Here is a 21,932-nt window from a genome sequence, read left to right on the forward strand (position 1 = left end):
CGCCGGCTGGCAGAATCGGGAGCCCTGGCGGCAACGGGAGGCCGGTTTGCAGACGCTGACATCGCACGACCCGCTGGCCGTCGCCGTCACGGAGGCGATCCGGGCCGGGGATCTGCCGGGGCTGCGGCAGCTGCTCGCCGGCCACCCCGGTCTCGCCACCGCACGCATCACCGAGCAGGGCGAGGACGGCAAGGGCACGCGCGGTCTGCTGCACATCGCGACCGACTGGCCCGGTCACTTCCCCAGGGGCCCCGAGGTGGTCGCGGCTCTTGTCGCCGCCGGGGCCGATCCCCGGGCCCGCTTCATCGGGGCGCATGCCGAGACGCCGCTGCACTGGGCCGCGAGCAGCAACGATGTGCCCGTCCTGGACGCGCTCATCGCGGCCGGGGCCGACATCGAAGCGCCCGGGGCGGTGATCGGCGGTGGCACCCCGCTCGCCGACGCCCGGGGGTTCGGCCAGTGGCGCGCCGCCCACCGGCTCGTCGAGCACGGCGCCCGCGTCACCCTCCAGGACGCCGCCACGCTCGGTCTGCTCGACCGGGTCCGGGCATGCGTCGAGGCGGACGAGCCGCCGTCACCTGACGAGATCACCAGCGCCTTCTGGGGCGCCTGCCACGGCGGGCACCTGCCCACCGCGCAGTACCTCCACCAACGCGGCGCCGATCCCGACTGGTGCGGCTATGACGGCATGACCCCGCTCGACATCGCCCGCGCCCAGGACGCCGACGACGTCGTGCGATGGCTGCGCGACCTGGGCGCGAGAGCCGCGCCCGGGGCCTGATGTGAAACGACAGGCCCCGGCGTCCCGCCCGGGCGGGACGCCTCACAGGCAGTAGCGCACGAGCCATTCGTCCTGGTTGTACGCGGTGCGCGCCGGGTCGGGCACGCTGGCCGCCCGCTCCTCGACCATGTCCTCCACGCGCACCGGCTCCGGCAGTGCCCCGAAGCGGGCCCGGCGGGCGGCGCCCTCCGCCTCGCTCCCCTGCTGCGACGTCGCCTCGTCCACGGCGATTCCCCTCTCCGGCTGGTCGGTCCGACCGTTCGGCCCTTGGTGGGCAATGAGTTGACGTGCGAGAGGGGCTCATGGTTCCCGCCGCGCGGCTCAGCCGCGCAAGTCGCGCTGCCGCCGGTGCCCGGCGAGCGTGCATGTGCTCACCCGTACGAACTTTCCACTCGACGGTTCCACTTGTGGCCTCTCGGTGATAGGAAACCTTCCTATCAGTTCTGCACGGCCGGCTCTTCCAACCCCCCACTCTGCTTGGAGGCACCGTGAGACACCTCTCGGCCCCCGCTAGCCGCCGCACCGTCCTGGCGCTGTTCGGCGCGGCCCTCGCGGCCACCCCGTTGCCGAACCCGCCGCACGCCACGGCGTCCGTGCGCGCGATCGGGCTCGACGACCCGGCGAAGAAGGAGATCGCCATGCAACTCGTGTCGAGCGCGGAGAACTCCTCTCTCGACTGGAAGGCGCAGTACCAGTACATCGAGGACATCGGCGACGGCCGGGGCTACACCGCCGGCATCATCGGGTTCTGCTCCGGCACCGGCGACATGCTGGACCTCGTCGAGCTCTACGCCGACCGCAAGCCCGGCAACGTCCTCGCGAAGTACCTGCCGGCCCTGCGCCAGGTCGACGGCTCCGACTCGCACGACGGGCTCGACCCGGGCTTCCCCGGCGACTGGCGCCGGGCGGCACGTGACGCCGAGTTCCGGCGCGCCCAGGACGACGAGCGCGACCGGGTGTACTTCGGCCCGGCGGTGCGGCAGGGGAAGGCGGACGGGCTGCGCGTGCTGGGCCAGTTCGCCTACTACGACGCCATCGTCATGCACGGCGACGGGGGCGATCCCCTGAGCTTTGGCAACATCCGCGGGCGGGCCCTGAGGACGGCGAAGCCACCGGCGCAAGGCGGTGACGAGGTGACGTACCTCGACGCCTTCCTGGACGCACGGGTGTGGGCCATGAAGCAGGAGGAGGCGCACAGCGACACGAGCCGGGTCGACACGGCGCAGCGCGTCTTCCTGCGCCGGCGCGACCTCGACCTGAACCCGCCGCTGGACTGGAAGGTCTACGGCGACAGCTACCACATCGGCTGACCGCCACCGGCCCGGCCGGGAATCGGTCCACCAAGCAGGCATGGAAGTGGACTCCTTGCCGGGCCGCCCGGCTGCCTAGCGTCGCCCGTATGAACACCACGACCACGCGCGGGGCCCTGCTCGCCGCGCTCGCCTGCGTCCTCGTCGGAGGGTCCTTCACCGCCAACAGCCTCCTGGGCGACTACCCTACGCGGGTGGCCAGTTCCTGCGCTACGGGCTGGCCTGCCTGCTGCTGGTCCCGGTGGCCGGGAAGGGCGCCGCCGGCCGGCTGCGATCCCTGACGCCCCGTCAGTGGGGCCGTCTCGCCCTGCTCGCGGCGGTCGGCATGGTCGGCTTCAACCTGGCCGTCATCGCCGCCGAGCGCACGGCGGAACCGGCGGTGCCCGGGGTGTTCGTGGGCTGCGCGCCGGTGGCCGTCGCCGTGCTCGTGCCCCTGCTGGACGGGCGCAGGCCCCAACGGGCGGTGCTGTACGGGGCGTTGCTCGTGGCCGTCGGCGCCTTCACGGTTCAGGGCTGGGGGCGCGCGGACGCCACGGGCATCGCCTTCTCCGTGTGCGCCCTGGCCGGGGAGGTCGGATTCGCCGTGCTCGCGGTTCCCGTACTGCGGCCGCTCGGCCCCCGGCTGCTGTCCGCCACGGTGTGCGCGATCGCCGCGCTGGAGTCGGCGGCGGTCGGGCTGCTCGTCGACGGCGCCGGCTGGCTGCGGCGTCCGGACAGCGTCGAGACGGCCGCGCTGCTGTGGCAGGCGGTGGTCGTCACCGTGGTCGGATTCGTGTGCTGGTACATGGGCATGCAGCGGATCGGCGCGGAACGCGCCACCCTGTTCTCCGGCCTCATCCCGGTGGCGGCGGCCTGCACCGCACCGCTCGTCGGCACGGGCTCCTACGGACCGGCGCAGGGGGCGGGCAGCGCGCTGGTGGGGCTCGGTGTGGCGCTCGGATCGGGAGCGCTGAGGCGGGCGGGGCGTGAGAGCCGTTCACGGGGTCGGGCCTTTCGGGGGAACGGGCGCCCGGAGTCCCGTGGAGCCCGCGTGCCTGGAACGCCGGAGTGATCCGGCGCGCCTCTAATGGGACGGCATCGCACCTCCCGGCCGACACAGGAGACGACGTCCATGCCGCACAGCCGCACCGGTGAAGAGGACCAGAAGGCCGCGCGTGGGGGCGTGCTGCGGCGGCTGGGCGAATGGTGCGCACGCCACTTCGCGATCGTCATCATCACCTGGCTGGTGGCGCTGGTGGCATTGCAGGTCGTCAGCCGGGTGGCCGGCGGGGAGTACTCCGACAACTTCTCCCTGCCCCAGGCGCAGTCCCAGAAGGGCCTGGACGTGCTGAAGGCGCACGATCCGCAAGCCGGCGGCTACAGCAGCCAGATCGTGCTGCACGACGACCGGCAGGCCCTGACCGCGCTGAGTTCCCAGGTCTCGGCCACGGTCGCCGACCTGGAGAAGCTGCCGCACGTCCTGTCGGCCCAGAACCCGCTGTCCGCGCCGGGGTCGTCCTCGGGGCAGTCGCAGCAGCAGAACGTCGGGCCGCTGTCCGACGACCAGAAGACGGCGTACATCACCGTCCGGTTCGACGTGCAGCCCTCGACGCTCGGCGACGACTATCTGAACGGGGTCGACAGTGCCGTGCAGTCGCTGCGGTCGGCCGGTGCGCAGGTCGAGTACGGCGGGCCGCTCGGCGAACTCGCCCGGCCTGACGCCGACGACCGGGTGAGCGAGCTGATCGGTTTCGCCGTGGCCGTCATCGTGCTGCTGGTCGGGTTCGGGAGTGTCATCGCCGCCGTCGTCCCGCTGCTCACCGCGCTCATCAGCATCGTCGGCGGTCTGGCGCTGCTCGGCCTGCTGGCCGCCGCGTTCACCTTCGCGACGGTCTCCCCGACCCTGGCCACCATGATCGGGCTCGGCGTCGGGATCGACTACGCCCTGTTCATGATCACCCGCCATCGGCAGAACCTCGCCGACGGCGCGGACCCGGTACGGGCCGCCGGGCAGGCCGCGGCCACCAGCGGTCACGCCGTCCTCGTCTCCGGCTGCACGGTGATCGTCGCGCTCGCGGGCCTGTCGGCCTCCGGGGTCGGGTTCATCGGTCTGCTCGGGCTCGCCGCCGCGGTCACCGTCGTCTCGGCCGTCGTCGGCGCGCTCACCCTGGTCCCGGCCCTGCTCGGACTCGTCGGCCGCCGCATCGACCGCTACCGGGTGCGCCGTCCCGTCGCCGAGACCGCGGCGGGCGAGACACCGCAGGGCACCTGGCACCGGTACGCGCAGCGGGTCGAGCACCGACCGCTGTGGTTCCTGTCGGCGGGTGTCGCCGTGGTCGTGGTGCTCGCGATCCCCGTGCTCTCCATCCAGCTCGGCCACGTCGGCGACGGCGCCGATCCGACGTCCTTCACCGACCGGCGGGCCTACGACCTGATGACCGACGCGTTCGGGCCCGGGTCCAACGGACCGCTCACCGTCGTCATCGACCAGACCGACGTGCCGAGCTCGCAGCGTTCCGGCCTGGCCTCGAAGGCCCAGCAGTCGCTCGACTCGGTCCAGGGAGCCGCCGTCGTCACCCCCCTGACCCCCACACAGGACGGCGATGTCCTGGTCGGCACCGTCTACTCGACGCGGTCCCCGCAGAGCGCCACGACCACGGACCTGACCAATCGTCTGGTCGACCACACGCTGCCGGACGCGGTTCAGGGCACGGACGCCAAGGGCTATGTCACCGGTACGACGGCGGCCCAGGTCGACTTCCTCGACATCGTCGCCTCCCGGCTGGTCGTGATCATCCTCGTCGTGGTCGGCCTGGCGTTCCTGATCATCCTGGCCGTGTTCCGGGGGCTGCTCGTCGCCGTCAAGGCGGCCGTCCTGAACGTCCTGTCGATCGCCGCCTCCTACGGTGTGGTCGTCGCGGTGTTCCAGTGGGGCTGGGGCGGTCCCGCGCTCGGCGTCAACGGCACGGTGCCCATCGAGAGCTATGTGCCGATGATGATGTTCGCCATCATCTTCGGCCTCAGCATGGACTACGAGATCTTCCTGCTCTCCCGCGTCCACGAGGCATGGCTGCGCACCGGGGACGCCAAGGCCTCCGTGGCCCATGCCCTGGAGATCACGGCCCGGGTCATCACCTGCGCCGCGCTGATCATGGTGAGCGTGTTCGCGGCGTTCATCGTCAGCGACAACATCGTGGTCAAGATGCTCGGCCTGGGGCTGGCCGTCAGCGTGCTCATCGACGCGACCGTCGTACGCCTGCTCATGGTGCCGGCCGTGATGACACTGCTCGGGCGGCACGCCTGGTGGATGCCGCGGTGGCTGGACCGGGCCCTGCCGCACATCGACGCCGAAGGAGCACAGGCCGGGGCAGGCTCGGCGGCCCACTGAGGCGCGCTCCAACTCCCTTGCGGTATCGGCTGTTTGAGGCGGCTGCACACATCACCCTGAACCCCTCGACCCGAAAAGTCCCATTTTTGCTGTTTTGGCCTGGCGGGTGTGGTTAATCGAGGAGGGTGCGTGTGGGACGAACGCCGGAGTACGAAGTGCCGGCGGCGAGCCCCCGGCAGCCGGCCGGACGCGCCGAAGCGCGGTGGTGGACGGCGTCTGCCGTCGCCGCGCGCGGACCGGTTCCTGACGAGATCGAAATCCACGGGCGGTGCCTGAGGGAGAGGACCCATGAGCGAGATGGCGAATGCGAGCACCAGTCGTGCTCAGCAGGCCGGACAGACGGCGAAGCAGGAGGCGTCGGCCACGGCCGGGCAGGCCAGAGAAGGGGCCGGTGAGGTCGTCGGCACGGCCACCGACCAGGTCAGAGCCGTAACCGGTGAGGCCCGGGCACAGGCCGGCGCGATGGCCGGTGACCTGCGGACACGGGTCACCGAGGAGGCCGAGAGCCAGGCGCGACGCGGAGCACAGGTGATGCGGCAGTGGGCGGACGACCTGTCCGGTCTCGCGGACGGCGCCGACACGGATTCACCCGCCAAGAGCCTCGTGACACAGGCGGCCGACCGCGGTCACCGTGCCGCCGACTACCTGGACACGCGGGGCGTGGGCGGCCTGGTCGGCGACCTGCAGGACTTCGCCCGCCGCCGGCCCGGCGCCTTCCTCGGCGGGGCGGTACTGGCCGGGTTCGCCGTCGGACGGCTCGCCAAGGCCGGCGGCAAGGCCGACGGTTCCGGCTCGAACCCGTCGGCGCAGCCGCGCACCTCCGGCCCGCAGAGCCTGCCCGGGGACGCGGCGCCGCCGGGGCTGCCGGGTCACGGGGAGGCATAGATGTCGTCGCTCACGCCACACGCCCCGCAGCGCCACGCCCCGAAGCACCGCGGGCAGGAGGACAGCTCGGTGGGGGAACTGCTGTCGACGGTGACGTCGGACGTGCAGCAGCTGCTGCACCAGGAGGCGGAACTGGCCAAGGCCGAGATCCGGGAAGAGGCCACCAAGGCGGGCAAGGCCGCCGGGATGTTCGGCGGCGCCGGGTTCGCCGGCTACATGGTGGCCGTCTTTCTGACCCTGGCGGCGATGTTCGCCCTGGCCAACGTCATGGACCCGGGATGGGCCGCGCTGATCGTCACCGCGATATGGGCGGTGATCGGCCTGGTCCTCTACCGCCGGGGCCGCGCGCAGATGCGCACCGTGTCGCCGAAGCCGGAGCAGACCATGCAGACGCTGAAGGAGGACATGCAATGGGCACGGCACCCGACCAGATAAGGGCCGACATCGAATCCACGCGGGAGAGACTGTCCGAGGACGTCTCCCGGCTGGCCGACCGCGCCCGCCCCCGCCGGATGGTACGGCGTCGCACCCGGCGCGTCCGCGGCGCGCTGCACGGGGTCAGGGAGCGCGTGATGGGCAGCGCCACGGAGATCACCGGCCAGAGCGCCGACCGCACACAGCAGGCCGCCCAGTCGCTGCAGGACACCACCGGCCAGGCCGCGGACACCGCGCGTCAGGCCGCCGGGAAGGTCACCGGCACCGCTCGTCAGGCCGCCGGGCAGGCGGGTGAGGCGGCACGGCAGGCACCGGAGCAGGCGATGCGGCAGACCCAGGGCAACCCGCTGGCGGCCGGCCTGATCGCCTTCGGCGCCGGACTGCTGACCGCCTCACTGCTGCCCACCTCGCAGGCCGAGGAACAGGCCGCACAGCGGGCCGGGCAGGCCGTCGAGCCGGTGAAACAGGCCGCGTTGGAGTCCGCCCAGCACCTCAAGGAGGACGCCACCCAGGCCGGCCGCCAGGCCGCCCAGGAGGTCAAGGACACCGCCTCCGAAGCCGCCCGCGCCACCAAGGAACAGGCCCGGGAACAGGCCGGGCAGGTCACCGACCAGGCCCGTCAGTCCGCCCAGACCACGGCCGAGGAGACACGCGGGCAGACCCGCAGCCCCGGACCGTAGGCATCCCCCAGCCCGCCTGACCTGCCGTACTCGGAAACCGGCACGACCAAGAACGGACCCCCTGTCTCCGGAGGCGATTGCAGTGACGTCACCCAGCTCCGGGTCGACCATGGAAACCCACCCCGACATCCTCGACATGCGCCAGCGTCACACGCTGGCCGAGCGCGCCACGACAACCCCCCGGGCGCAGATGGTGGAGACGCTGGCCCTGCTCACGGGCCTCTACCTCGCGGCCTCCCCCTGGATCGTGGGATTCAACGGCGGCGGCTTCGCCCGGCTGGCCGTCACCAACCTCATCACAGGCATCGGCTACGCCCTGCTGATGAGCGGCGGCTTCGGCCGTGCCTACGACCGCACGCACAGCATGGCGTGGGCCGCGTGCGCCCTGGGCGTGTGGACGGTCGTCGCGCCATGGGTGGTGGCAGGCAATGTCGACACCACCCGCACGGTCGTCAACAACATCATCACGGGCGTCATCGCCCTGCTGCTCGCCCTCGCCGCCACCGCGGGAGCCATGCGCTCCGCGAAGGACGGACAGGGCGCGCGCGGGGGCGGATTCGGCGGAGCCGACCGCTGATTCCGCCACCCCGGCCGGTCGACCGGGACCTGTCCATCAAGAGTTCAGGAGTGCACATGATCACCCGAGAGCAGATCCCCACCGTGCTGGACCACCCGGTCCATGACGCCAGGGGCGACAAGATCGGCGATGCCAGGCACGTCTTCTTCGACGACGTCACCGGCGAGCCCGAGTGGGTCAGCGTACGGACCGGCCTGTTCGGCACCAACGAGTCCTTCGTGCCCATCCACGACGCGGCCTTCGTCGAGGACCACCTCGAGGTGCCGTTCGCCAAGGACCAGGTCAAGGACGCGCCCAACGTCGACATAGACGCCGGCGGCCACCTGTCCGAGCAGGAGGAGGAGCGCCTGTACCAGTATTACGGCATCGACTGGAACGCCGCCTGGCAGGACCCGCGTTCCGGCACCGGCCAGGCCACCGGCACCACCGGCACCACCGGCACCGCCGACGACGCGATGACGCGGTCCGAGGAGGAAATGCACGTCGGTGTCGAACGCCGCGAGGCCGGCCGGGCACGGCTGCACAAGTACGTCGTCACCGAAGAGCAGCAGTACACCGTGCCCGTACGCCACGAAGAGGTCCGCGTCGAGCGCGAGCCGGTCAGCGACACCAACCGGGACAGGGCGATGACCGGTCCGGACATCACCGAGGCGGAACACGACGTCACCCTCTACGAGGAAGAGCCCGTGGTGGAGACCAGGGCTGTGCCGAAGGAGCGGGTCCGCCTGAGCACGGAAGAGGTCACGGAGGAGGAGACCGTCACCGGCGAGGTCCGCAAGGAACGCATCGATTCAGAGGGAACCGACGAGCAGGGGGACCAGCGGCGCCGCCCCTGATCCGTACCGGGCGCCCGGGTGGGAGGACCGACGGCCCTCCCGGCCGGGCGCCCCGCGAACGCGCCGGTCGGACGAGCCCGTCAGCGGAGCACCAGGTGGACGAGGGCGAGGGTGCCGACCGACACGATCAGGGTCCGCAGAACAGCGGGGCTGAAGCGGCGGCCCGTTCTGGCTCCGATCAGGCCGCCGAGCGCTGATCCGGCGGCGATGAGCACGACGGCCGTCCAGTCGAAGTGGGCGAAGAACAGGAACAGCAGGGCGGCGACGGTGTTGACGACGGCCGCCAGCACGTTCTTCACGGCGTTGAGCCGCTGGAGCGTCTCGTCGAGCAGCATGCCCATCAGGGAGACGTAGATGATGCCCTGCGCGGCGGAGAAGTAGCCGCCGTAGACGCTGGCGAGCGTCAGCCCGGCGAACAGCAGCGGGCCGCCGTCGCGGCGGACGGGACCGCCCGACGCGCGGCGGCGGCGCACCCTCTTCGCGATCCAGGGCTGGCACGCGACCAGGACGAGCGCGAGACCCACCAGGACCGGCACGATCCGTTCGAACGCCGACGCGGGCAGGGTCAGCAGCAGCACGGCGCCCGCGAGGCCGCCCAGCACGGCACCGATGCCGAGCAGGAGGACGCGCCTGCCCTGGCCGCGCAGTTCCTCGCGGTAGCCGACGGCCGCGGTGATGGAACCGGGGACCAGGCCGAGCCCGTTCGACACCGTGGCCGTGACCGGGGGCAGTCCGGTGGCCAGCAGGACCGGAAAGGTGATCAGCGTCCCCGAGCCGACGACGGCGTTGACGGCCCCGGCGCCCGTGCCGGCGGCCAGCACGGCGGTCATCTCCCACGGCGTCACGCTGCCGCTCCGCCGCGTGCGCCGTTCCAGGTGAGGTTCATGGGGTCACGCTAGAGGGTGGGTGCTTCGGCGGCCGTCGAAGGGTGCCGGGGTACGGCCTGGGCCCGGCACGCGGAACGGCGGCGGGGTCCGGTGGGACCCCGCCGCCGTTCGTGGCTCACGCCCGGGCGTGGCTCCTAGCCGCGCCGCACCCGGCGCAGGACGACGAAGCCCGCGATGACCAGGACGGCGCCGGCCGCGGCCGGCCAGAGCTGGGCTCCGGTGTCGGCCAGGCCGCCCTCGCCGACCGCCTGCGGCTCGGTCCGGGACGGGACCGAGGGGGTCGGCGCGGCACTGGTCGCCGTGCCGACGGCCTGGGACTGGCCGAGGCCGTCCGTGTCCTGGCCGTCGCCGCCCTTCGAACCGCCGTCCTGCTCCGCGGCGTTGCCGCCGTCGGCAGAGGAGGTCGCCTTCACCTCGGGCCCGGCGTCGCCGGGAGCCGTGGACGCGTCGCCGGGCTCCGGTTCGGGGGCCGGCTTGTCCGCCGGGGGCTTCGCAGCCTCACCCCTGCCGTCGTCACCGCCGTCGCCCTTGTCACCGGGCTTCCCGCCGCCGTTGCCGCTCTGCGGGGCGCCGGGCGTCTGCGTCGGCTCCTCCTGTGGGGCCTCCGGGGTCTTCGTCGGCTCCTCCTGAGGAGCCTCGGGCGTCTTGGTCGGCTGCTCCTGCGGGGCCTCAGGGGTGTTCGTCGGTTCCTCCTGGGGCTCCTCGCCGGGTGCCGGGGTCTGCCCGCCGCCCGCTCCGGCGCCGCACGTGCGGCCGTCGTTGATGCAGTCGACCATCTCCCCCATCAGCTTCTCGTCGAAGATGTTGATGAAGTCGCCGTGGTCCGTGACCGGCTTGTGCAGCTGCTCCGGGAAGGAGTCGACCGCGAACAGCGGTGTCGTACGGCCGCCGTCGTTCAGGCTCGGCGCGTCGATGTCGTAGACGATGCGCTGGACCAGCTGCGGGATGGGGCGGAAGCCGGACGGGCAGGTGCCGGCGGCGTCCGCGAACGCCACGTGGGTGCGGTGGTTGGCGCTGTCGATGTTGCGCCCGTCCCAGCAGCTCTGGAACTTGAAGGTCCGCACGACGTCGCTGCCCTGCGGGCACAGCGGGTACTTGTCCTTCAGCTGCCGGTCCTCGAAGCCGGTGCAGCTCCAGGAGGCGTTGGCGTTGGCGGGGCCGTTGACGAACGACTTGGCGTCGCCGGTGATGATGCGCAGCAGCCGCGGCATGGCCGCGACCTTCTCGCGCGGGTTGCCGACGAACGTCAGCGTGACCTGCTTCGGCGTGACGATCTCGCCGGCGTTGCCCTCGATGCCGCCGCCGGGCTTGTCGGCGTCCTGCTCCTGGGTGCCGTTCTGCAGGCGTACGACGGGCCAGTAGTACGACGACTTGTCGCCCTGGTCGTCGCAGCTGGTCTCGGCGTTCGCGAGGTCCTGGTCGCTGGCGAAGGCGTTGTTGGCCTGGTTGCCGACGTAGTCGTGGAAGTGGTGGGCGCCGTTGGTGACGCCCGGGGCGGCGATGATGTTGTCGGAGTTGAACAGGCCGTTGTCGTTCACTCCGCAACTGGTGGCGAAGGAGCCGCGGGACGCGTTGCCCTTCTGGCGGGGGTCGTTCACGTTGGGCTGGACGCTCTTGATGTCCGCGAAGTCGGCGGCGACGGGGCCGTTGCCCGCCTGTCCGCCGTTGGCGCCCTGGCCCTGGCCCTGGCCGTTGCCCTGCTCCTGGCCGGGCTGCTCGGCGCCACCGCCGTCCTGGCCTTCGCCCTGCGCGGGAGCCTGGTTGCCGTCCTCCACGGTGCAGGCGGCGAGGGCTTCGAGCCCCTGGGGGCGGTCCCCCACGCGGTCGATGGCGATCGCGATGCGTTCGAGGGTCGCGGTCCGCTTCTCCTTCAGCGGGTTCACGATCGCGTTGCCGGCGAAGCCGGGATCCTGCCGCACCTGTTGTGCCGATTCGCTCAGCCGCTGATAGGCGTTGGCGATCTGCTCGTCCAGGAGGGCGAGTTCCTTGTCGACCTCCCCCCGCGCCTGCTCGGGAACCGAGGTCAGCTTGCCGCCGACGTCCGGGCAGTCGATCGTGGCGCCCGCGGTCCGTTCCCCCGCGCCGGACCGCGTCTGGGCGGACTCACCGCCCGAACCGCCGTCCGTGGCGGAGGCGTAGACGTTCGCGGCCATCAGGCCGCCGCCGCCCAGGATCAGTGCGAATGCGGCGAAGGTCGCGCGTCGTGGGCCGGTAGGGCGTCTTCGCGTGTTGCGTCCCAAGGGTGCTCTCCTGCGCTTGTGGCGTGCCGGGCATGAAAATCCCCTCGCCCCATACGTACGGGAGCACCGGTGTGTTCACTCACCTCGAAAACTTTCGGGGAATTCTCATGCAGCCCGGGCCGGCCCGAGCCCCGCCGGACGCACCGCCCGGCGGGGACGCGCAGGTCAGCGGAAGTTCACGTCACTGCACAGGAAGTAGGTCTGGTCCATGTGCGAGGCCTGCCAGATCGTGTACACGACGTGCCGGCCACTCAGCCCCGAAGTACTCACGGGAATCTCGTAGTTCTGGCTGGGCGCGTACCTGCCGGTGCGCTTGACGAGCTGGAGGTCGTTCCAGGTCAGCGGCTGGGTGGCGAGGTCGAAGCCCTGCCGCGTGACGTACACCAGGAAGTAGTCGGCGCCGTGACTGGCCTGGTCGTACAGCTTCACGGTGAAGTTGCCGGTGATGTCCGTCGTCTTCCAGGCTCCGACCGTGTCGAGGGAGTTGTACCGGCCGCCCTCGGTCCGGCCGCCGCTGCACAGCTGGCCGTTGGGGACGACGGCCTGGAAGTTCCCGCCGGAGCCGTTGCGGTACAGGCCGTTCCAGTTCCACATGGCGTTGGGGTTGTCCTGCCACGCCTGCCAGCACATGGGGTCGAGACGGGCCATCTCCGGGTTCTGGAAGTCGCTCCCCCAGCGCAGCCAGCAGCCGTAGTTGCGCGAGGCCGGGTCGACGACCGAGCCGTGGGCGACGGCGGTGCCGCTCCAGGGGATCAGGCTGAGCAGTGCGGCGAGCAGCACGCTCAGGGCTAGCGTCAGACGGGATGTGAGACCGGGGAGTCTTACATCATGACCATGACAATTCATGATCTCTCTCTTTCGGATGTGGGGGTTGCCGTGCGTTCAGTCCTCGTACTTTCGATCATCTTTCGAAGTGGGAGCGCTCCCATCTTGCACATTGCACCCGATGGCCCGGGTCGGCAATGTGTGATTGCGCCACTTCCGTGTCGGTCAGAGCCGGTCGAGTTCCTTCGTGGTGCGTCCCAGGTAGGTGGCCGCACCCGGCTCGGGTACGTCGATCTCCTCGAAGCCCATGCGGTCGTAGAAGGCCCGGGCCCGGGTGTTGGCGGTCGCCATGGCCAGGTGGACGGCCGGGACTCCCCCGTCCTGAAGGGCCTGCAGCAGCGTCCGCATCAGGCGGCGTCCGTAACCGCGGCCCTGCCATTCGGGCAGCAGGTCGATGTGCAGGTGCGCGGGGTGGGCGGCCAGTTCCGGCAGCACCATCCGTTCGGGGTGGTGCAGCAGGCCCGCGATCGCCTCGTCCGGGGTGCGCGGCGGCCGGGGCGGCTCCGGGTAGCGGCCGGCGACCAGGGGCAGCCATGCGGTGCGGAAGGCTTCGGCGAAGCGCGGGGTGTCGGCCGCGCCGAGGATGTAGCCGACCGCCTGCCCCCGCCCGTCGTCCAGCACGAAAGCCAGGTCCGGCTCCAGATGGACGTACGGCGCCGCGAAGGTCGCCGGGAAGATGCCCGGGTCCGAGTAGTGGGGGCGGCTGTCGCCCCCGTCATGGGCGGTGCGGATGCAGATGTCGTCGAGGGCGGGCCGGTCCTCGGGGCGGTACGGGCGGATGACGGGCGCTGTGGTCATGACGGCATCGTGCACGTGGTGGGAGCGCTCCCTCAACCCCATTGAGCCCAGTTCAAGCCCAGCTCGAAGCAGCGCGGCTTAAGGGTCCCGCCCGGGGTTACCCGGCTCACATGGTGAAGCTGCATATTCCGGGACGAAAAGAACATCACGAGACTGAAACCCCACCTCGGGAGAGCCCACGCCCGGGGATCGAGGGGGAACGCCGGGAAACGCCGGAGACGGAACGCCGGGAGACTCCGGAGACGGAACGCCGGGAGACTCCGGAGGAGGAACGCCGGGAAACCCCCGCCTCCGCTTCCGAGGAGCCCGGGCCGAGCCCCGAGGTGGAGCGTGCGGCGCCGGACACGCCGTCCGACCTGCCCCGGAAGTCGTGGGGCGCGGTGCTGAAGGGCAGCCTGCGGGAGTTCAAGGACGACGAGCTGACCGACCGGGCAGCCGCCCTGACCTACTACGGCGTGCTGGCGCTGTTCCCCGCACTCCTGGTGCTGGTGTCGATACTGGGCCTCACCGGCAAGTCGACCACGGACAAGGTGCTCGAGAACGTCCAGCAACTGGCCCCCGGCTCGGCCCGCGACATCATCACCCGGGCCGTCGAGCAGTTGCAGGGCAACGCCGGCATCGGCTCGCTGATGGCGATCGTCGGTCTGGTGCTGGCGGTGTGGTCGGCGTCCGGCTACGTGGCCGCGTTCATCCGCTCGGCCAACGCCGTCTACGACATGCCCGAGGGCCGGCCGGTGTGGAAACTGCTGCCGGTGCGGGTCGCCGTGACAGTCGTGCTGCTCGTGATGGCCGTGATCAGTGCGGTGATCGTGGTCTTCACGGGTGGGCTGGCCCGACAGGTCGGGACGACTCTGGGGATCGGCGACACCGCGCTGACGGTGTGGTCGATCGCGAAGTGGCCCGTTCTGGTCCTGCTGGTGACGACCATGATCGCGATCCTGTACTGGGCGACCCCGAACGCCAAGGTGAAGGGCTTTCGCTGGATCACGCCGGGCAGTCTGATCGCCCTGCTGATCTGGTTGATCGCCTCCGCCGGTTTCGCGTTCTACGTGGCCAACTTCGCCTCGTACAACAAGACCTACGGCACCATGGCCGGCGTCATCGTCTTCCTGGTGTGGCTGTGGATCACCAATCTGGCGATCCTGCTGGGTCTGGAGTTCGACGCGGAGACGGTGCGGCAGCGGGCCATCGCCGGCGGTCATCCGCCCGAGGCCGAGCCGTACACCCAGCCGCGCGACACCACGAAGTGGGACGAGCAGGACCGGCGCCGACTGGACGAGACCTGACGGGGGCCGGACGGTTCAGCCCATGAGTCCGGCGGCGACCGTCGCGCCCAGTTCCCAGCACCGCTGGAGGTCGCCCTTGTCCGGCTCGCCGGTCACGGTCACGGCCTCGGCGGTGCGACGCCAGCCGAGGCCGGTCGTCACCGACTCGATCCCGCGCACCGCTCCGGTGACGTCGTTGCCGCCGTGCACCCAGTAGCCGAAGGGATGCCCGCGGGTGGCGTCCAGGCACGGGTAGTAGACCTGGTCGAAGAAGTGCTTGAGGGCACCGGACATGTAGCCGAGGTTCGCGGGAGTGCCGAGGAGGAAGCCGTCGGCGGCGAGGACGTCGGAGGCGGTGGCGGACAGCGCGGGCACGCGGACGACCCGCACGTCCTCGATGTCGGGGTCCGTCGCCCCGGAGACGACGGCTTCGAACATCGCCTGGCAGTGGGGCGAGGGCGTGTGATGGACGATCAGCAAGGTGGCCACGGCACCGACCTTGCCGCCTGGGCCCCCGTCACCGCAAGCGGCGGCGGGGGCCGGGTGTCGCCGACGCTCAGCGGTTGCCGCGACGGCGGATCAGCAGGCAGGCCACGAGGACGGCACCGGCGCCCGCCAGCAGCGCGGCCCGGTGGTCGCGCACCTGCTGCGGAGCCTTGTCCTGCCAGACCTGTTCGGCCTGTGCGGCCTTCTCCTTCGCGCCCTGAGCGGCGGCGGCGCCCTTCTGCTTCACCGGCTCGGGCAGCTTCTCCTCGACGATGTGGGCCACGTGCGCGGCCTTGGTCCTGGCCTGCCCGCCCCATTCCTCGGCCTTGACCCCGGCCTGTTCCCTGACCGCGACGGCCTTCTCACGGGCGCGGGTCTTGACGTCGGCCCGGTCCGCCAGTTCCTGGACGGTGTCGCCGAGTTCGTGGCGGGTCTGCTCGACCTGCGCGCGCAGTTCCTCCTGGCTGCGGGCGCTCGGCTCGTCGTGCGGAGGCTGGGTCATCGCTGTGCACTCTCCTTGATCTCGGCCACGTCGGCCTTCACGCTGTCGATGGTCCGCTGCGGGGCGGGCGGGGTGGCGCTGCGCACCTGTTTGCGGCCGGCCAGCGCCGTCAGGCCCGTGGCGACGGCCAGTACGCCCGTGACGATCAGCGCCGCCGCCCAGACCGGCAGCGGTACGGCCAGGGCGGCGATCACCGTGGCGACCAGGGCCTGCAGGGTGACGAAGCCGAGTACGCCGGCTCCGCCGAACAGGCCGCCGCCCTTACCGAAGCGTTTGCCCTTCTCGGTCATCTCCGCCTGAGCGAGGCGCATCTCGCCGCGCACCAGGTCGGTCAGTTGCTCGGTGGCCCGCTGCACCAGCTCGCTCACGGGCTCTTCCCCGGCCGCCGGCGCGCTCCCCGTGCGGGGAGCGGCAGGGGCCGTGCGGTGCGTGTCCGTCATGGCGATCACCTCCCGGTCCGTAGGTGCGGGCCGGGTACCAGCGAGAGCGGAAAAGACACCTGGTCGGACAACTCGCGATGACGATGAGTGAGCGGCGCGAGATCTGGTACCCGTCCGCCGCTCACGTACGAGAAAGAGAGGTATCGCCTTGTCGCAGGTAGAGGAATCCATCGAGGTCCGCGTGCCGGTGCACACCGCGTACAACCAGTGGACGCAGTTCGAGTCCTTCCCCGAGTTCATGGACGGCGTCGAGCGCATCGAGCAGCGCACCGACACCCTCACGCACTGGGTGACGAAGGTCGGCGGACAGAAGCGGGAGTTCGACGCGGAGATCACCGAGCAGGTCCCGGACGAGCGGGTCGCCTGGACCACCGTGGGCGGCGAGGCGCGGCAGGCCGGTGTGGTGACGTTCCACCGGATCCAGGAGGACACGACCAAGGTCATGCTGCAGATGGACTTCGACCCCAGTGGTGTGGCCGAGACCGTGGGCGACAAGCTCGGGTTCGTGACGCGGCAGGTCTCCGGTGATCTGAAGCGGTTCAAGGAGTTCATGGAGGCCCGCGGGGCGGAGACGGGCGCCTGGCGCGGCGAGGTCTGACCGGACGTGAGGAGGCCGCCACCACCACTGCATGTGGTGGTGGCGGCCTCCTGCTGTGTGCGCCCGCTACGCCACCGGGGCGGCGATCCCGCTCCGGAAGAGCTCCCGGGCCTGCCGGCTCAGGTCGTTCAGGCGCAGGGCGAGTCGTGCCGCTCCGTCGTAGAGGGTGTGGACCGCCTGGAGGCGCTCCAGGCGGGGGGCCAGGGCCGACAGGGCGATGGCCAGGGCGACGCCGGCCCAGGCGACGGGGCCGAGCGGGGTGCAGCCGAAGAAGTGGCTGACGCCGGGGGTCTGGACGAGGGCGGCCAGAACGGCGGCCGAGCCGAGGGCCGTGACCCACACCAGGGTGCTGTGGCGCCGCCCGGAGAGGGTCTGCACGAGCTGGGCGCCGACCACGCCGCACAGGGCCATGGTGGTGGACCGGCGTTCGGTGCCGGGGGTGAGGCGGCCGATGATGTACGCCGCGACCGCGCCGAAGCAGGTGGTGATGCCGCGGCGGCGGATGGAGCGCAGCAGGGGCGCGCCGAGGACGTCGAGGCCCATCGGGCCGGTCGCGGCGTGTTCCGCGGTCGAGGGGTCGCTGCTGGGTGTGACCGCGACGGCCATGGCCGGGAACATGTCGGTGAGCAGGTTGACCAGCAGCAGCTGACGGGTCGACAGGGGTGAGGCGCCGGCGAGCAGGGTGCCGAGGACGCTGAAGCCGACCTCGCCGGCGTTGCCGCCGATGAGGATGCTCACCGCGTCGGCGACGCTGCGCCACAGGGCGCGGCCCTCGGCGACCGCGTCCACGAGCACGGACAGGTCGCCGGTGGTGAGTACGAGGTCGGCGGCGTTGCGGGCGGCCGCGGAGCCGCGGGACTCGACGCCGACCCCGACGTCGGCGGCGCGGATGGCGGCGGCGTCGTTGGCACCGTCGCCGGCCATCGCCACGACTCGACCGGCCTGTTGCAGGGCCTCGACGACGTGCAGCTTCTGCTCGGGTGCGACCCGGGCGATGACGCCCGCGCCGCGCAGCACCCGCACGCGTTCGCGGCGCTCCATGGCGACGAGTTCGTCACCGGTCACGGCTTCGGTCTCTTCCGGCCAGCCCAGTTGCAGGGCGATGGCGCGGGCGGTCTCCGGGTGGTCGCCGGTGAGCATGACGGGCAGGATGCCGGAGCGGCGCAGTTCCGCGAGCAGGGCGTGCGAGGTGTCGCGCGGGACGTCGGCCAGGGCGACGAAGCCGCTGAACTCCAGGTCCGCGAGCGGCGCGTCGAGTTCGGTTTCGGCGTCGTCGGCCCGGCAGGGGCGGCGGGCGACGGCGAGGACGCGCAGCCCTTGCCCGGCCAGTTCGTGGGCGGTGTCCCAGGCGTGGCCGGGGAGGTCCCGGCAGGCGGGCAGGATCGTCTCGGGGGCCCCCTTGACGACGAGGAGTTCGCCCCTGTCCGGGTCGCCGTCCCGGCCGGCCGCGGCGGCGTAGCCCCGGCGGGTCTCGAAGGGCAGTTCACCGGTGGGTACCCAGCCCTCGTCGGGCGGGGCGACGTCGAGGACGGCCTCGTCGGTGGCGTGCGCGACGCGGCGGCCCTGCCCGGTCTCCTCCTGCGGGCAGGCGCGCGCGGCCAGGCGCACGATCGGTGCGGCCTGTTCGGTGTCGGTGGCGACGACGGTGCCGTCGGCGGCGGCGACACGGACCAGGCGGAGTTTGTTCTCGGTGAGGGTGCCGGTCTTGTCGAAGCAGACGGTGTCGACCCGGCCGAGCGCCTCCAGGGTGCGCGGGGTGCGGACCAGGACGCCGCGCCGGGACAGCCGGCGGGCCGCGGCCATCTGCGCGACGGTCGCGACGAGCGGCAGGCCTTCGGGTACGGCGGCGACGGCGACCGCGACGCCGCCGCTGACGGCGCGTCGGACGGGGCTGCCGCGCAGCAGGGACAGCCCGGTCACGGCCGCGCCGCCGGTGAAGGTGACCGGCAGGGCCTTGCGGGTCAGTTCCTGGAGCCGGGCCTGGACGCCGGCGGGCGGCGGGGTGCGGGCGGCGAGCGTGACGGCCCGGCCCGCCTCGGTCTGGTCGCCGGTGTTCACGACGAGGGCGGTGGCTCGTCCGGCCACCACGGTGGTGCCCTCGAAGACCATGCAGGTGCGCTGCGCCACCGGCAGGCCGGGGGTGGCGTCGACGGCCTTGGCCACGGGCAGGGACTCGCCGGTGAGCGCCGACTCGTCGACCTCCAGGCCGTCGACGTCCAGCAGCCGGGCGTCGGCGGGGACGACGTCGCCGGCGCCGAGACTGATCTCGTCGCCGGGCCGCAGCCGGGCGGCGTCGACGGTGACCGTGCGTTTGCGGCTGTCCTGCTTGCGGGCTTTGGGCTGCTGCCGGGCGGCGAGCCGGGCCAGGGCCTGTTCGGCGCGCAGCCGCTGTAGCCCGCCGGTCACGGCGTTGAGGTCCATGGCGCCGACGACGAGCAGCGCGTCGACGACCGAGCCGAGCAGTGCCGAGGCGACGGCGCCGGTGGCGAGGACGGGTGTGAGCGGGTCGTCGAGTTCGCGGCGTACGGCGCCGGCCGCCTGCCACGTCCAGCGGGCGGGGGCGATGGCGGGGTGCCGGGTCAGGCGTGCGGCCTGCTGTCGTGAGCGGTCGGCGAGCAGGGCGAGTCCGCGGGGCTCGCCGTCGCGGTCGGCGCGTCCCAGCCGGTCCCGGGCCTCGTGGGGTTCCAGGGCGTGCCAGGGGATGTGCAGGCGGGGCTGGGGCGGGGTGGCCCGGGCGACACGGACGGCTTCGAGCCAGCCGGTGATCAGGGCGTTGACGGCGGCGATGTTGACGGGGGCGTGCCGGGTGAGGGGCCACAGGAGGCGCCCGCCCGGGGGTTGCCCGCCGCGGGCGACGAGGAGCCCGGAGAGGGCCGCGCCGGCTCGGGCCAGGGTCTGCGAGCGGCGTCCGACGCGCCGGGCCGCGGGGATGGCCGTGAGCAGCCGCCAGACGTCGGCGAGGCCGCCGGGGGCCAGCGCGTCGACGCCCCAGGAGACGGCGGCCCGTCCGTCGGTGAGGGCGATGGCCACGTCACCGGCGGGCAGTCCGGCCGCGACGTGCCCGTCGCCGGACTCGTCCAGGCGGGCGACGGTCACGACCACGTGCCCCTCGTCCTGAAGGGTCCGTACGACGTCTCCGAACGGCTCGGCGCTCGGGGCGACCTCGTCGGCCAGCCGGGTGATGTCCTTCAGGTCGGAGCCGCCCGCGATGACGACGTGCAGTCCTGCCCGGCGGGCGGCGTCCAGGACGGCCTCGGCGAAGGGGTGGACCGGGTCGTCGGGCAGGCCGTCGTCGGTGTCGTCCTGGCGCAGGCTGCGCAGGGCGTCGGCGTGCAGGACGAGGGCGTCGGCGATCTCCAGCTGCCGCAGGCGCTCCCCGTCGCGCAGGAGGATCCCGGCGTGCGCGAGGAAGGTGCCGAGGGTCGCGCCGAAGGCGGCCGGTCCGTACCGGGCCGCCTTCGGGGATCCGGCGAGAACCGCTTCGGCCGCGTCCGTCGCGCTGTGCGTGACGAGGAGGGTGGCGGCGGCGCCGGCGAGGCTGCCGGTGCTGGCATGGGAGGCGTATTCCGCGGCGGGCGTCACCTTGAGCGGCGGCCGGGTGTCCGCGGGGCAGGGCAGGCTGGTGCGCCTGTGGTGGCAGACGTCGTCGTGCAGCGCCTCGAAGGCCGCGGCCCTGGCCACCGCCTCGGTCAGCTGGTTGCCGCGCAGGATGCCGTCGAGCACGAGCGCCAGCGGGGTCTGGCCGATGCCGTGGGCGGCGGCGTTGGCGGCGGCGAGGACGAGTTCCATGCCGGACGTGCCGAACCGCTCGCGGAGCAGGGCCCGGAAGCGGGGGTTCTCGCGCAGCAGCGTGACGGTGGCGGTGATGACGCGTGAGGTGGGCGGCAGTCGCAGGGACCGACCGGCCAGGGCGCCGGCCGCGCCGGCGGCGTCCAGCAGGATCGCCGCCGCGGTGACGCGCACCTCGGCGGGGTCGCCGGGGTGGCTGGTGTCCCGGAGGTTCGGGTCGGCGCCCTCGTCCAGGCCGAGGCGGGCGGCGAGCACGGTGGCCCGCTCGGTGACGCGGTCGGTGGCGGCGTCCTCGGCAACGGTGACCACCAGGCGGGCCAGTCCCCCGTCCCAGTACGCCATGAGGACGTCCGGGTGCTCGACCAGTTCCTCGGCGACCTTGTGGGCGATCGCTCCGGCGTCGCCGTCGGAGTGCCGCAGCGCGAGGTGGAGGCGCTGCCCGGCCTTCCAGTGCTGTTCGCCGGTCAGGGCGTTGCGCGCGACGTTGCGGACGCGGCGCGTGGTGTCGTAGACGGACGTCACCGACTGGGCGGTGCTGCGGGCGGCGCCTGCGGCGGCCCCGGCCACGGCCCCGACGAGCGGGGCGACGTCGAAGCGTGTGAACATGTGCTGCTGTCCCGACTCAGCCGGTGGGGCGGCTGTCGTGTCCGGGCCGGGGGGCCTGGTCCGGCTCCTCGCCGTGCGGGTGGTGGGCGGTGGCCTCGGCGACCTGCTTCAGGGCGGAGGCGGTGGCGGTGTCGCCGACCTTGGCGGGCTGTTCGTGGACGTGCTGGTCCGGCCGCTCGTGCCGGTAGTGGGACGCGGCGAGTCTGCCGCCGGGGCCGTACGAGGAGGTGTCCTGGTCGTCCGGCCCGTCCTGCGGGGAGCGGTGTTCACCGGTCCTGCCGGACTGTGGTGCGCCGTTCGGTGACGCGCCGTCGGGTCGCTCGCCGGGGCGCGGCTGGGTCAGCCAGGCGACGGCCGCGCCGGTCACGGCCACCGGCCACTCCACGACTCCGGCCACGCCGAGCACGCCGGCACCGGCGTAGACGGCCATCCGGCGGCCGCGCGGCGAGACCGCTCCGATCCTGTCCAGCGCGTCGGTGGCCACCTTGCCGATCTGCTCCGCACCCGGCAGGTGCCTGAGGCCCGAGGCCACGGCCCGCAACGGCTGCGGAAGATCGGGCGAACGTGGTGTCTCCTGGTTCATGTCGACCTCCACAAGCGCGTTGTCCAGCGGCTTCATCCGGTT

20 protein-coding genes and 1 pseudogene are annotated in these 21,932 nt (G+C 72.5%); 11 read left to right on the top strand and 10 right to left on the bottom strand.

Annotated features, from left to right (window positions below; genetic code table 11):
* Positions 1-46 precede the first annotated feature (46 nt).
* Positions 47-781 carry an ankyrin repeat domain-containing protein gene (locus CEB94_RS02055; RefSeq protein WP_246111683.1) on the top strand — a complete coding sequence of 245 codons (735 nt, stop codon included), beginning with the start codon at positions 47-49 and terminating at the stop codon, positions 779-781.
* 42 nt (positions 782-823) lie between these two features.
* Here the strand turns inward: CEB94_RS02055 and CEB94_RS02060 are convergent, their stop codons facing one another.
* Positions 824-1,006, bottom strand: coding sequence for a hypothetical protein (locus CEB94_RS02060; RefSeq protein ID WP_102912459.1), 183 nt, complete (start codon positions 1,004-1,006; stop codon positions 824-826).
* A 263-nt stretch (positions 1,007-1,269) separates the two neighbouring features.
* On the opposite strand from CEB94_RS02060, the gene CEB94_RS02065 reads away from it, so the two are divergent.
* From CEB94_RS02065 to CEB94_RS02100, 8 genes and pseudogenes are all read left to right on the top strand, one after another.
* Complete coding sequence (locus CEB94_RS02065) at positions 1,270-2,091, top strand: chitosanase (protein ID WP_281292490.1); 822 nt, start codon at positions 1,270-1,272, stop codon at positions 2,089-2,091.
* A gap of 89 nt (positions 2,092-2,180) precedes the next feature.
* Positions 2,181-3,142 (top strand): annotated as a pseudogene (locus tag CEB94_RS02070) (DMT family transporter).
* Positions 3,143-3,202: 60 nt separating this feature from the next.
* The gene (locus CEB94_RS02075; RefSeq protein ID WP_175430507.1) at positions 3,203-5,458 is read left to right on the top strand and encodes an MMPL family transporter; all 2,256 of its coding nucleotides are present in this window, start codon (positions 3,203-3,205) and stop codon (positions 5,456-5,458) included.
* A gap of 288 nt (positions 5,459-5,746) precedes the next feature.
* Complete coding sequence (locus CEB94_RS02080) at positions 5,747-6,343, top strand: hypothetical protein (protein WP_175430508.1); 597 nt, start codon at positions 5,747-5,749, stop codon at positions 6,341-6,343.
* On the top strand, positions 6,344-6,778 hold the full coding sequence (locus CEB94_RS02085) for a phage holin family protein (protein ID WP_175430509.1): 435 nt from the start codon (positions 6,344-6,346) through the stop codon (positions 6,776-6,778).
* The gene (locus CEB94_RS02090; protein ID WP_175430510.1) at positions 6,754-7,458 is read left to right on the top strand and encodes a DUF3618 domain-containing protein; all 705 of its coding nucleotides are present in this window, start codon (positions 6,754-6,756) and stop codon (positions 7,456-7,458) included. The genes CEB94_RS02085 and CEB94_RS02090 overlap by 25 nt, the downstream gene beginning before the upstream one ends.
* Before the next feature lie 109 nt (positions 7,459-7,567).
* The gene (locus tag CEB94_RS02095; protein ID WP_175430511.1) at positions 7,568-8,035 is read left to right on the top strand and encodes an SPW repeat protein; all 468 of its coding nucleotides are present in this window, start codon (positions 7,568-7,570) and stop codon (positions 8,033-8,035) included.
* Between the two features lie 56 nt (positions 8,036-8,091).
* Positions 8,092-8,871 carry a YsnF/AvaK domain-containing protein gene (locus CEB94_RS02100; protein WP_175430512.1) on the top strand — a complete coding sequence of 260 codons (780 nt, stop codon included), beginning with the start codon at positions 8,092-8,094 and terminating at the stop codon, positions 8,869-8,871.
* An 80-nt stretch (positions 8,872-8,951) separates the two neighbouring features.
* Here the strand turns inward: CEB94_RS02100 and CEB94_RS02105 are convergent, their stop codons facing one another.
* From CEB94_RS02105 to CEB94_RS02120, 4 genes are all read right to left on the bottom strand, one after another.
* A complete protein-coding gene (locus tag CEB94_RS02105) occupies positions 8,952-9,716 on the bottom strand; it encodes a sulfite exporter TauE/SafE family protein (RefSeq protein ID WP_175430513.1) in 765 nt (254 codons plus the stop codon).
* A gap of 176 nt (positions 9,717-9,892) precedes the next feature.
* Complete coding sequence (locus tag CEB94_RS02110) at positions 9,893-11,911, bottom strand: DUF1996 domain-containing protein (protein ID WP_246112120.1); 2,019 nt, start codon at positions 11,909-11,911, stop codon at positions 9,893-9,895.
* Between the two features lie 252 nt (positions 11,912-12,163).
* Positions 12,164-12,844: a lytic polysaccharide monooxygenase auxiliary activity family 9 protein gene (locus CEB94_RS02115; RefSeq protein WP_175430515.1), complete on the bottom strand. Its 681-nt coding sequence runs from the start codon at positions 12,842-12,844 to the stop codon at positions 12,164-12,166.
* A 144-nt stretch (positions 12,845-12,988) separates the two neighbouring features.
* Complete coding sequence (locus CEB94_RS02120; protein ID WP_175430516.1) at positions 12,989-13,621, bottom strand: GNAT family N-acetyltransferase; 633 nt, start codon at positions 13,619-13,621, stop codon at positions 12,989-12,991.
* A 113-nt stretch (positions 13,622-13,734) separates the two neighbouring features.
* Here CEB94_RS02120 and CEB94_RS02125 point away from each other — a divergent pair, with 113 nt between their 5' ends.
* The gene (locus CEB94_RS02125; RefSeq protein ID WP_425472533.1) at positions 13,735-14,907 is read left to right on the top strand and encodes a YihY/virulence factor BrkB family protein; all 1,173 of its coding nucleotides are present in this window, start codon (positions 13,735-13,737) and stop codon (positions 14,905-14,907) included.
* Positions 14,908-14,922: 15 nt separating this feature from the next.
* On the opposite strand, the gene CEB94_RS02130 is transcribed toward CEB94_RS02125, so the two are convergent.
* The 3 genes from CEB94_RS02130 to CEB94_RS02140 all read right to left on the bottom strand — a co-directional run bounded on the left by CEB94_RS02130 (position 14,923) and on the right by CEB94_RS02140 (position 16,314).
* Positions 14,923-15,375 carry a flavodoxin family protein gene (locus CEB94_RS02130; protein WP_175430518.1) on the bottom strand — a complete coding sequence of 151 codons (453 nt, stop codon included), beginning with the start codon at positions 15,373-15,375 and terminating at the stop codon, positions 14,923-14,925.
* A 67-nt stretch (positions 15,376-15,442) separates the two neighbouring features.
* Positions 15,443-15,874, bottom strand: a complete 432-nt coding sequence (locus tag CEB94_RS02135) for a DUF3618 domain-containing protein (protein ID WP_175430519.1) — start codon at positions 15,872-15,874, stop codon at positions 15,443-15,445.
* Complete coding sequence (locus tag CEB94_RS02140; protein ID WP_175430520.1) at positions 15,871-16,314, bottom strand: phage holin family protein; 444 nt, start codon at positions 16,312-16,314, stop codon at positions 15,871-15,873. The genes CEB94_RS02135 and CEB94_RS02140 overlap by 4 nt, the downstream gene beginning before the upstream one ends.
* A gap of 148 nt (positions 16,315-16,462) precedes the next feature.
* Between CEB94_RS02140 and CEB94_RS02145 the strand changes: the two genes are divergently transcribed.
* Positions 16,463-16,912 carry an SRPBCC family protein gene (locus CEB94_RS02145; protein ID WP_175430521.1) on the top strand — a complete coding sequence of 150 codons (450 nt, stop codon included), beginning with the start codon at positions 16,463-16,465 and terminating at the stop codon, positions 16,910-16,912.
* Positions 16,913-16,978: 66 nt separating this feature from the next.
* Here the strand turns inward: CEB94_RS02145 and CEB94_RS02150 are convergent, their stop codons facing one another.
* Positions 16,979-21,307: a cation-translocating P-type ATPase gene (locus tag CEB94_RS02150; RefSeq protein ID WP_175430522.1), complete on the bottom strand. Its 4,329-nt coding sequence runs from the start codon at positions 21,305-21,307 to the stop codon at positions 16,979-16,981.
* Positions 21,308-21,323: 16 nt separating this feature from the next.
* A complete protein-coding gene (locus CEB94_RS02155; RefSeq protein ID WP_246111685.1) occupies positions 21,324-21,926 on the bottom strand; it encodes a hypothetical protein in 603 nt (200 codons plus the stop codon).
* Positions 21,927-21,932: the final 6 nt, after the last annotated feature.

This window comes from Streptomyces hawaiiensis (assembly GCF_004803895.1).
GTDB classification, from domain to species: domain Bacteria; phylum Actinomycetota; class Actinomycetes; order Streptomycetales; family Streptomycetaceae; genus Streptomyces; species Streptomyces hawaiiensis.